The sequence below is a fragment of the Burkholderia sp. IO2 genome (assembly GCF_029522185.1).
Lineage (GTDB): Bacteria > Pseudomonadota > Gammaproteobacteria > Burkholderiales > Burkholderiaceae > Burkholderia > Burkholderia cenocepacia.
Genome location: NZ_JAKWFH010000105.1, coordinates 1 through 11,233 on the forward strand (window position 1 = coordinate 1; position 11,233 = coordinate 11,233).

The window sequence follows — 11,233 nt, forward strand, 5'->3', positions numbered from 1 at the left end:
GCGACCCGCACGCGCTGCCGCCGGGCGAGGCGGGCGAGGCGGCGCCGCTGCCGTGGCTGCAGCCGCTCGCGCCGCCGCCCGCCGCGCGCGCTGCCGCGTTTCATGCGCTCGTCTGCGACTTCAACCTGCGGCCCGACCGCTATCTGCACGTGACGCGCGTGCCGGCCGACTGGCCCGCGCGCTATCGTTCGCCGGACGCGTTCGGCGCGGCCGGCCGCAAGCTGCTCGCGCGGCACCTGCTCGACCTGCACGGCGTGGCCGACCGGCACGACTTCGACGTCGCGAGCCCGTGCGCGCGGCTTGCGCTGCTGCCCGGCGCGGCGCTCGAACAACTGGCCGCGTATGCGGGGCTGCTGCTGCATCGCGCATGGCTGCGCGACGCGCTGGCGGGGCGGCGCATTCGCGCGGAAGTCGCGGCGCGGCTCGGCGGCGATGCGCTCGAACTCGCGCTCGAACGCGCGCCGGAATTCGGCGCGCTCGCCGAAACGCTCGAACCGTGGCGCGCCGATCCCGCCGCGCTGCCGGTCGTGATCCGCGCGCGCGGCGGGCGCCTGCTCGCCGATTTCATCGGCGTGGCCGGCGACGCGGTGGCGCGGCGCGTGCGCCTGAAATTCAACCGCGCGATCGACGACGAAGCGCCGTACTGGCTGAACCGCGCGCAGCGCGACCAGTTCGGCGAACTGATGTTCCTGTTTCTGATTCCCGAGAGGCTTGCGTCATGGGACTGGCTTTTCTGATCACGAGCGACAACCTGCAGCTGCTGTCCGAGCGCAAGGTGCTCAAGGAGCGCGAATACGCGGCGCTGCTCGACGCGTCCGCGGTGATCGCGACCGCGCATGAAGAAGCGGCGCGCATCGTCGCCGACGCGCAGCGCGAATTCGACAAGCGCCAGGCGGCCGGCTACGACGAAGGCATGCGCCGCGCGCAGCGCGAGCAGGCCGCGCAAGCCTACACGCAGGCGCTCGCCGCGACGCGCACGATGGAGACGATGAAGGATGCGATGGCCGATATCGTCGTGAAGGCCGTGCGCGCGATCGTCGGCGAGATGAGCACGCAGAAGCTGTACGAGGCCGCGCTCGCGCGGATCGCGCCGCTCGTACGCGACGAGGCGTTCCTGATCGTGCGCGTCGCGCCCGGCCGCACGGACGAAATGCGCGACGCGCTCGACGGCGCGTTCGCCGGGCAGTCGAACCGGCAGAAGATCCGCATCGTCGAGGATGCGCAGCTCGAACGCCACGCGTGCACGGTCGAGACGCCGTCCGGGCGGATCGACGCGAGCCTCGACCTGCAGATCGACGCGCTGCGCCAGGCGATCCGCCGCGACGCGCTGAAAGGGGCCGCGCGATGAGCGCGCCGCTCGACGATCCGCCGTCGTTCGGCGACGACGACGCGCCGTTCGATCGCGGCCGCCTGGTCGGCGAGCTCGACGCGGGGCTCGCGTTCTTCTCGCCGGTCTCGGTGCAGGGCCGCGTCAACCACGCGGTCGGGCAGATCCTGAACGCGACGGGCATCCGCGCGCGGCTCGGCGAGATCTGCGAGCTGCGCACGCCGAACCAGCCGACGCTGCTCGCGGAGGTGGTCGGCTTCTCGCGGCAGACGACGCTGCTCACGCCGCTCGGCGACGTGGCCGGCCTGTCGCCGGAGACGACCGTCGTGCCGTCCGGGCGCGAACATGTCTTCCCGGTGGGCGAAGGACTGTTCGGCCGCGTGCTCGACGGGCTCGGCCGGCCGCTCGACGATCGCGGGCCGGTGACGGGCGCCGCGTGGGTGTCGACGCAGCAGGACCCGCCGAACCCGCTCGCGCGCAAGATGATCGACACGCCGTTTCCGACCGGCGTGCGCGTGATCGACGGGCTGATGACGCTCGGCATCGGGCAGCGCGTCGGCATCTTCGCGCCGTCCGGCGTCGGCAAGAGCACGCTGCTCGGGATGATCGCGCGCGGCGCGCAGGCCGACGTGAACGTGATCGCGCTGGTCGGCGAGCGCGGCCGCGAGGTGCGCGAATTCATCGAGCACAGCTTGTCGCCGGAAGTGCGCGCGCGGTCGATCGTCGTCGTGTCGACGTCCGATCGCCCCGCGATGGAGCGCGTGAAATCCGCGCTGGTCGCGACCGCGATCGCCGAGCACTTCCGCGATGCGGGCAAGCGCGTGCTGCTGCTGGTCGATTCGCTGACGCGCTTTGCGCGCGCGCAGCGCGAGGTCGGCCTCGCGAGCGGCGAGCCGCCGACGCGGCGCAGCTTCCCGCCGTCGACGTTCGCGGTATTGCCGCGCCTGCTCGAACGCGCGGGGCAGGGGGCGCACGGGTCGATCACCGCGCTCTACACGGTGCTCGTCGAAGGCGACGAGGAATCGGACCCGATCGCCGAGGAGGTGCGCTCGATCCTCGACGGCCATATCGTGCTGTCGCGCAAGATCGCGCTCGCGAACCGCTATCCGGCGATCGACGTGCTCGCGAGCCTGTCGCGGGTGATGCCGCTCGTCGCGAGCCGCGCGCACCAGCATGCGGCCGCGCGCGTGCGCGAGTTGATCGCGAAGTACCAGGAGATCGAGCTGCTCGTGCAGATCGGCGAGTATCGCGAAGGCAGCGACCGGCTCGGCGATCTCGCGCTGCGCGCGCGCGACGCGATCGGCGCGTTCTGCGCGCAGGCGTCGGACGAGGACGTGCGCTTCGACGCGCTGCTCGCGAAACTGACGAAGCTGGCGAACGATCATGTCTGAAGCCGACGACCGCCTCGTGCTCGCGACGCTTGCCCGCCTGAAGCGCGTGCGCGAGATGCGCAGCCAGATCGCGCGCGTCGCGGCCGCGCGCCAGCAGGGCATCGCCGCGCAGAGCCGGCGCGCGCTGGCGGCCGCGCAGGCGCAGTTCGCGCAGCAGGTCGCCGCGAAGGCCGCGATCCAGACGCGCCTGGTCGACGACGTGCGCGAAGCCCGCGCGTTGCAGAACGCGGCGGCCGATACGCGCACGTTCGACCGGCATATCGGCACCGCGAACGCGTCGGTGAGCGAGGCCGCGCACGTGCATCGCGGCCACGAGGCGACGCTCGCCGACCTGCAGCGCGCCGCACGCAAGGCGAAGGCCGCCGAGGACAAGCTGGAGAAAGCCGGCGAGAAGGCGCTGCATGCGCGCGCCGCGCGGGTCGAGCGCGACGCCGACGACGTCGCGGACGGCTACGCGGTGCGGCGCTTCGCGACCGGCGGCACCTGGGTGGCCGGCGCGGGCGACGCGGCCGGTCACGGGTCCACGCCGCCGGAGGCCGCCGCCGCGTTCGATGCGGCGATGACCGACGTGGAGACGGGCGCCGCCGCTGCCGCTGACGCCGATGCATCCGATACATCCGATACATCGGACGCACCCGCCATGCCCGACGATTCCGTCCCGTCCGCCGCCGCGGAGCGCCGATGCTAGACCAGGCCGCGGGTTTCAACGACGTCGCCGGCATGCTGCGGCCGCTGCTCTACGTGATGCCGCGTCTGTTGCCGGTCATGCTGATCGTGCCGGTGTTCAACGAGCAGATCATCACGGGCCTCGTGCGCAACGGGATCGCGGTCGTGATCGCCGCGTTCGTCGCGCCGACGATCGATGCCGCGCAGGTGGCCGCGCTGCCGTTCCTGATGTGGTGCCTGCTGGTCGCGAAGGAGGCGATGGTCGGCATGCTGCTCGCGGGCGCGTTCAGCGCGGTGCTGTTCGCGATCCAGGGCGTCGGCTACCTGATCGATTTCCAGACCGGCAGCGGCAGCGCCGCGTTCTTCGATCCGATGGGTGGCCACGAGGGCGGCCCGACTTCCGGATTCCTGAATTTCGTCGCGATCGCGCTGTTCGTGACAGCCGGCGGGCTGCAGGTGCTCGTGCAACTGTTCGCGCAGTCGTACGCCTGGTGGCCGATCGGCTCGCTCGGCCCCGATTTCTCGTCGATGCTGCAGACCTTCATCGTGCGGCAGACCGACACGATCTTCGAATGGATGGTGAAGCTCGCCGCGCCGGTCACGATCGTGCTGGTGCTCGTCGAGCTCGGCGTCGGGCTGGTCGGGCGCGCGGTGCCGCAGCTCAACATCTTCGTGTTCTCGCAGCCGCTGAAGAGCGCGCTCGCGATGCTGATGATGATCCTGTTCCTGCCGGTGGTGTACGCGTCGCTGCATGCGCTGCTGAGCCCCGACAGCGGGTTGATGGCGCTGCTGCGCGCGTTGTTCGCCGCACACGGCGGCGGCTGAGCGCGCGGGAGCCGACATGGCCGAAAAGGACCAGAAGCCGACCGCGAAGCGCCTGCGCGAGGCGCGCGAGAAAGGCGACGTGCCGAAAAGCGCGGAAACGGTGTCGTCGGCGTTCTTCGTCGGCGTGTGCGTGGCGCTCGCGGTGGGCATCGGTTCGCTGTTCGCGCGGTTGCAGGCGCTGTTCCGGCTCGTGTTCGACGCGGTCGGCGCGGCCGATCCGGCCGCGCGGCTCGCGGTGCTGATCGACGGCGCCGCGCGCGACTGGGCGATGCTGTCCGCGCAGATCGTCGCGGCCGGGCTGCTGGCGGGGTTGCTCGCGGGCTTCGTGCAGGTGGGCGGCGTGATGGCGTGGAGCCGCCTCGTGCCGCAGTTGTCGCGGCTCAACCCGGCCGAGGGGATGAAGAACCTGTGGTCGCTGCGCAACCTCGTCAATCTCGCGAAGATGCTGCTGAAGACGGCGCTGCTCGTCGCGACGCTCGGCTGGCTGATCGTCGAGTCGCTCGATCCGTCGGTGCAGTCGGGCTTCACGCGGCCGGTCTCGATCCTCGCGCTGATCGTGAAGCTGCTGATGCTGCTGTTCGGCTGGGCCGCGCTGATCTACATCGTGATGGCGTTGATCGACATCGTGCACCAGCGGCACGAGTTCAACCAGAAGATGAAGATGTCGATCGACGAAGTGCGGCGCGAGCACAAGGAGGACGAAGGCGATCCGCACATCCAGGCGAAGCGCCGCCAGCTCGCGCGCGAAGTGCAGTTTGCGTCGCTGCCCGACCGGATCGGCTACGCGTCGGTGGTCGTCTATTCGCCGCGCGTCGCGGTCGCGCTCTACTACGGCGGGATGGGCTCGCTGCCGTGGGTACTCGCACGCGGCGAGGGCGACGCGGCCGAGCGGATCGTGCGGCTCGCCCGCGACGCGCTGCGCCCGACGCTCGCGAACGTCGGGCTCGCGCAGGCGCTGTACGAGACGACGCCCGAGAACGGCACGATCCAGCCGCAGCATTTCCGCGAGGTCGCGCAGTTGCTGAAATGGGCGACCGGCGCCGGTTGACGGCGGCGTGGCGTGGCGGCGTTGCCGTCGGCATACGGCCCTTTTTTCATCCGCAACGCTTGCCGGCCAACTCACCGGATTCGATATGGCCCCTTGCGCGACCATCCGCACGCGGCACTTGACGTCCATTTTTTTCCGGACGGTGCCGACATTCACTGGTGAATTATTGCTGATTTATTTCTTCGTAATATGGCTCGACCGTCATGCCCGACGGCGGGCCGCGAGGTTGCGCGGTGCGTGACGGAACTGGTCAACAGGGGCAGACAAATCAATGTGCGGAATCGACGGCTTTCTGAATAGCGTCGCCTTCGATGAGGAGACAGCGCGCGGCACGCTCGCGCGAATGACGGCGAGCCTCGCGCATCGCGGGCCGGACGGGCAGGGGATCTGGGTCGACCCGGAAGCCGGCATCGCGCTCGGCCACCGGCGGCTCGCGATCGTCGACCTGTCGGTGCACGGCCGGCAGCCGATGGCTTCCGCGTGCGGCCGCTACGTCCTCGTCTTCAACGGCGAAATCTACAACCATCGCGAACTGCGCGCGGAGCTCGAGCGTGCGGGGCGCGCACCGGCGTGGCGCGGCCACTCCGACAGCGAGGTGCTGATCGCGGCGATCGTCGCGTGGGGCGTCGAGGCCACGTTGCGCCGCGCGACCGGCATGTTCGCGTTCGCGCTGTGGAATCGCGCGTCGCGGGTGCTGACGCTCGCACGCGACCGGATCGGCGAGAAGCCGCTCTACTACGGCCGGATCGGCGACGCGCTGGTGTTCGCGTCCGAGCTGAAGGCATTGCGCGGCTACCCGGGCTTCGACGGCACGGTCGACCGCGACGCGCTGTGCCTGTACCTGCGCCAGTCGAGCGTGCCCGCGCCTTACACGATCTATCGCGGCATCCGCAAGCTGCCGCCCGGCACGTACATCCAGTTCGAACATGCGCGCGACACGCCGCGCCTGCGCGCGTACTGGACGCTCGAACAGGCGATCGAGGCGGGCCGCGCGCAGCCGTTCGAAGGCACCCCCGACGAAGCCGTCGGCCAGCTCGACGCGATCCTGCGCCAGGCCGTCGCGCGGCAGATGGAGGCCGACGTGCCGCTCGGCGCGTTCCTGTCGGGCGGCGTCGATTCGTCGGCGATCGTCGCGCTGATGCAGGCGCAATCGGCGACGCCGGTCGACACGTTTACGATCGGCTTCCACGAGGCCGGCTACGACGAAGCCGGTTATGCGAAGGCCGTCGCGCGCCATCTCGGCACGCGCCATACCGAGCTTTACGTGACCGCCGACCATGCGCTCGGCGTCGTGCCGAAGCTGCCGTCGATCTACGACGAGCCGTTCTCCGATGCGTCGCAGATCCCGACCTTTCTCGTCTCCGAACTGACGCGCCGGCACGTGAAGGTAAGCCTGTCCGGCGACGGCGGCGACGAGCTGTTCGGCGGCTACACGCGCTATTTCCTGACGCCGCGCCTGTGGCGCAAGCTGCATCGCGTGCCGGGCGCCGTGCGCGCGCGGATCGCCGCCGCGTTGCACGCGCTGCGGCCCGACCACGCGGACCAGCTGGCAGCCGTCGCGCAGGGCGCGTGGGGTGGCGGCGTGGAGGCGCGCGAATCGACGTCGCGCATCGGCGATCGCCTGCACAAGCTCGGCCATGTGATGACGGCCGAAAGCCGCATCGGGCTGTACCGGCTGCTGATGTCGTCGGTGCATCACCCGGAGCGCATCGCGCTGTCGGGGCAGGAGCCGCCGACGCCGCTCGACACGGTGTCCGCGTGGCCCGCGCATCTGAGCTTCGCCGAGCAGGCGATGGCGATCGACACGCTCACGTACCTGCCGACCGACATCCTCGCGAAGGTCGATCGCGCGGCGATGGCCGTGAGCCTCGAGACGCGCATGCCGTTCCTCGATCATCACGTCGTCGAATTCGCGTGGCGCGTGCCGGCGTCGGTGCGCTTGCCCGAAGGGCAGTCGAAGGCGCTGCTGCGCCGGCTGCTCGACCGGTACGTGCCGTCCGCGCTGATCGACCGGCCGAAGCAGGGCTTCTGCGCGCCCGTCGACCACTGGCTGCGCGGCGCGCTGCGCGACTGGGCCGAGGCGCTGCTGCGACCGTCGCGCCTGCGCGAAGAGGGCTTCTTCGATGCGGCGGCGGTCGAGCGGCTGTGGCGCCAGCACCAGACGGGCCGGATGAACTGGCAGCACCAGCTGTGGACGGTGCTGATGTTCCAGGCGTGGCTGGAGGCGCAGCGCGCGGCGTGACGGCATCGTCGTGCCCGCCGCCGTGGCGCGCGGCGGGCCGACCGTCATCCGACCACCAGCGGCGTGCCGACCGGCAAGTGCGTGGCATCGCGCGCGGCCGACGGATTGAGCTGCAGGATTTCTTTCAGCGCACGCGCATCCTGTTCGCCGCGCGTCATCGCCTGCTGGTCGGCACGCGATACGTGCGCGGCGTCCAGCAGCGACTGGCGATGCTGGTCCGCGATCACCCATAGCGAATCGCCGTCGACGACGATGTAGGGCTGCGGGGCGTTCGACGGCGACGGCGGGTTCGACGGCGTGCCTGGCGACGGTTGCGGTCGGGACGGCGAGGCGGCGCTCGCCGAAGGCGACGGCGGCGCGCTCGGCTGCGCCGCATGCGTGGCGGGCGCCGGGTGTCCCGGCGTGGCGGCCGACGACGGCGCGACGGCGTGCTGGGTCGCCCCGCCGCCCGGCTGCTGCGTGCCGGATGGCGGCGCCTTGCCGTCGTCGTCCTCGAATGCGGTGTAGATCCACTTGCCGACATAGATCAGGATCGGCGCGACCATGAGCGACGTCGGAATCGAGCCGGTGAGCCGCTTCGGCAGGTTCGGGAAATGCGTGTCGATGCGCGCGAGCGCGAGCAGCGTCGCGGACGACAGCGACGAAATCGCGATCGGCAAGTCCGACTGGATCGCGGGATGCGGGCCGACGAATGGCGCGATCGCACCGCCGGCGATGCTCGCGAGATCCGACATCAGGTCGATGCCCCGCACGACGCGGCTACGCCGTTCGATGCTCAGGTGCGCGAACGCGCTGCCCTGCACGAGGCCGGTATACGTGATGCCGAGCAGCGCGCCGGCCGCGCCCAGCGCCGGCACCACCGACGGATTCTGCAGCAGCGCATGCAGCGACAGCTCGCCGAGGCTCGCATAGCCGGCAATCGCGGCGGCGCGTCCGGCCTTGCCCATGAAGCGGCGCGGATTGCCGTAATGCAGCTGCTGGATCGAGGTGCCCGCGAGCACGCCCTGCATCTGCTGGAGCATGTCGTTGGCGATCATCTTCGTGTATTCCAGCGTCTTGTCCGCCGGCAGCGACGCGGCCTTGTGCAATTCCAGCTGGAGATGAATCTTCGCCCGCGCGCTCTCGGCGAGCAGGATCAGCGACGCGTTGCGCTGCTCGGCATGCATCTGGTGCGCGTCGAGCTGATTGTTCAGGCCGTCGACGAAGCGGTCGATCACGCGATCGAACAGCCGCGGGTCGCCGCTTTGCAGCGCGCGCACGGTGTCCTGGTGCACGGCCTGCACGAGCCGGCCGGTCCGCACGCCGACGAACGCCGCGTTCGCGGCCTGCTTGAACTTGTCCGGCGTCAGGCCGAAGTGATGGACCGCGAAGCCGGCCCCCGCGCCGATCGCGATCGACAGCAGGTTCTTGCGGTTCAGCAGCGCGGCGATCCAGCTGTCCGGCTGATGCAGGCGCAGCGCATGCAGTTCCGCGGCCGCGGCGAGCGGATCGTCCGGACGCATCGGCTCGTTCGTCTGCGCGCTGACGAGCCGGCTTTCGCTGATCGGCTGCGTATCGGCCGCGACGAGCGCGGGCGCAATGACGGTTTCGCGCCAGGCCTGCAGCGGTTCGACACCGGCGCCGCCGCCGTCCGTCGTGACGATCTGTTCCGGCGCCGCGAGCCGCGCGCCGACGTCGGTGAGCCATCGTTCGGTAAACATCCGGGCGGCGTCGCTGGCCGCGGGCGCGCGGCGCGGGTCGGCGGCCCAGCGGTCCGCCGCGAAGCGCGACGTCGCATAGCGGGCGCGATGCAGCAGTTGCGTGGTGTTGCCTTCGTACAGTTGCTGGCGCAACGCCGCCAGCCGCGCGGGCGACATGCCGCGCGCCCGGCCGATGCGGTCGACTTCCGCGAGCAGCAGGCCGTGCTGGTTCATCAGCGTCGTGCGGTCGACGCGGTCGTATACGCGCGTCAGCGCGTCGGCGCCGTGCAGTCGCGCGAGCGTCGGGTCGTTGGCCCTGGCGCGCTCGACGAGCAGCGTCGCGAGCGCGGTCGTCAGTTCCTGGTTCGCGACGAAGTCCGAGCCATGCGTCGCGTACGACAGGCCGACGTGCACCCACGGCAGCGCCGGATGGTCGAGCAGCGATTTCGCGAGTTCCAGGTGGCTCGCGCCGGACGCGGGCTCCGGCACCGTATCCCAGCCATGGAACGTCACCATCACGTGCGGCGCCGGCTGGCCGAGGTGCGTCCGGTTCCACGATTCGAGCAGCGCGCCGAGCCGCGCGTGGTCGTGATAGCCGGTGTTGGAGCCGGGCTGATGCCGGTGGTCGACGGACGACACCAGCGCCCGCGCCGGCGCCATTTCGAAGCGCAGCAGGAAACCGGCCTTCGACGACGCATCGAGCCAGTTGTGCACGTATTGCTCGGCCAGGTCGTCGATACGCATCGACTTGCCGTTCGCACCGGTGATCGTGCCGGTCCAGTAGTCGATCGTCGCGTCCTTGTGGTCGCCGATCGACTTCGCGTCGTGCACGACGGCGGGGTCGTGCTTCGCGCCGCGCGTGGCCGCGAGCGTGTGCGGGTCGATCACGATCGTCACGGCCGGCATCACGCCGCCGTGCCGCTCGATCTGCGCGACGAATTTCGCGGGATCGTCAGAGAGCCGGAACGCGCGGCTCATCGGCACCACGCGCTGTTGGTACGCGGGATCGGCGGCGAGGAGGCGCCGGCGCAGCGCGCGATCGGTCGCGAGCGCGGTGCTGAAACGGCTCAGCACCTTTCTTCTGAGCGGGATCGGCGCATAGCGCGAGCCGCCGCCCGACCAGTCGCGCGCGACGTACAGCGGCATGCCGGTGTCGCGCAACGCCTGGGCGTCGGCCATGATCGCGGGCGGCACGCCGTTGACCGCATCGTCGAGTTCGAGCGGCGCGGCGCGCGGATCGCGCGCGTGCTGCACGAGCGCGTCGATCCGGTCGTAGTGCGCGAGCAGGGCCGACGCGTTGCCGTCGCCATAGCGCTGCAGCGATTCGACCTGCGTCGTGCTGACGAGCGACGGCTGATAGGTGCGCACGTCGAGCACCGGATGGCCCGATGCCGCTTGCCCGTTGCGCGCGGCCGCGGCGTTCGCGCGGCGGATCGACTGCAGCGCCGCGTGGCGTTGCGACCGCAGCCGCCGCGCCTCGGTCGCGCCCCAGTCGCGCCGCGCGTCGGACATGTCCGGCGACGGGTCTTTCGCCCATGCGTCGACGGTTGCGAGGCGGGTCTCGAGCGTCTTGAGCCGGGTGCCGCGCGCGTGCTCCGCAAGCGCATCCGGCGCGAGTTCGGTCAGCAGCAGATGGGTATCGCCGCCGTACGGGCCGCCGCCGATCGGCGACGCGTCGAGCGGCACGCCGTGGCTGTCGGGCTTGCGCCAGTTGTCATGCCAGGTCAGTTCGCCTTGCGCGTTGGCCGTGATCACCGCGCGCGGCTTGCCGAGCCGGTACGCGATGCGCTCGCCGCCGCCATACACGTAGATGAAATGCTTGCCGGGCACGAGGCCGCGCGCTTTCGCGAGGCTGAGCAGGTGCACGACGTTGTGACCGCTGAAATCCAGCGCATGACCGGACGCGGCGGGCAGCAGCCCGGCTTCGAACGCGCGGGGCGCCGGCGCCAGCGCGGTGGTCGCGGGCGTGCGCGTGCCGCCGGCGGGCAGCGGGCGCGTGGCTGGCGATGCGCGGCCGAGCGTCGCGATCGCGCGGGCGCGGCGCAGTGCGATCGC

At 71.1% G+C, this 11,233-nt stretch carries 8 protein-coding genes; 7 read left to right on the top strand and 1 reads right to left on the bottom strand.

Annotation, left to right across the window (positions count from 1 at the left end; translation table 11 throughout):
• The 7 genes from MMB92_RS34295 to asnB form a co-directional block, all read left to right on the top strand.
• Window positions 1-737 (top strand): SctK family type III secretion system sorting platform protein (locus MMB92_RS34295; protein WP_277563244.1); only part of this gene is annotated, 737 nt, incomplete at its 5' end.
• On the top strand, window positions 719-1,348 hold the full coding sequence (gene sctL / locus MMB92_RS34300; RefSeq protein ID WP_006487566.1) for a type III secretion system stator protein SctL: 630 nt from the start codon (window positions 719-721) through the stop codon (window positions 1,346-1,348). The genes MMB92_RS34295 and sctL, both read left to right, overlap by 19 nt.
• Window positions 1,345-2,718, top strand: coding sequence for a type III secretion system ATPase SctN (sctN, locus tag MMB92_RS34305; RefSeq protein WP_006487564.1), 1,374 nt, complete (start codon window positions 1,345-1,347; stop codon window positions 2,716-2,718). Before sctL ends, sctN begins: the two co-directional genes overlap by 4 nt.
• The gene (locus MMB92_RS34310; RefSeq protein ID WP_277563245.1) at window positions 2,711-3,406 is read left to right on the top strand and encodes a hypothetical protein; all 696 of its coding nucleotides are present in this window, start codon (window positions 2,711-2,713) and stop codon (window positions 3,404-3,406) included. The genes sctN and MMB92_RS34310 overlap by 8 nt, the downstream gene beginning before the upstream one ends.
• Entirely contained in the window at window positions 3,400-4,209 is an 810-nt protein-coding gene (gene sctT, locus MMB92_RS34315) for a type III secretion system export apparatus subunit SctT (RefSeq protein ID WP_006489708.1), read from the top strand. Before MMB92_RS34310 ends, sctT begins: the two co-directional genes overlap by 7 nt.
• A gap of 16 nt (window positions 4,210-4,225) precedes the next feature.
• Complete coding sequence (locus MMB92_RS34320; protein WP_006495898.1) at window positions 4,226-5,257, top strand: EscU/YscU/HrcU family type III secretion system export apparatus switch protein; 1,032 nt, start codon at window positions 4,226-4,228, stop codon at window positions 5,255-5,257.
• A 271-nt stretch (window positions 5,258-5,528) separates the two neighbouring features.
• Window positions 5,529-7,499 carry an asparagine synthase (glutamine-hydrolyzing) gene (asnB, locus tag MMB92_RS34325; RefSeq protein ID WP_006495899.1) on the top strand — a complete coding sequence of 657 codons (1,971 nt, stop codon included), beginning with the start codon at window positions 5,529-5,531 and terminating at the stop codon, window positions 7,497-7,499.
• Window positions 7,500-7,543: 44 nt separating this feature from the next.
• Here asnB and MMB92_RS34330 read toward each other — a convergent pair.
• Window positions 7,544-11,233 (bottom strand): LWXIA domain-containing protein (locus tag MMB92_RS34330; RefSeq protein WP_277563246.1); only part of this gene is annotated, 3,690 nt, incomplete at its 5' end.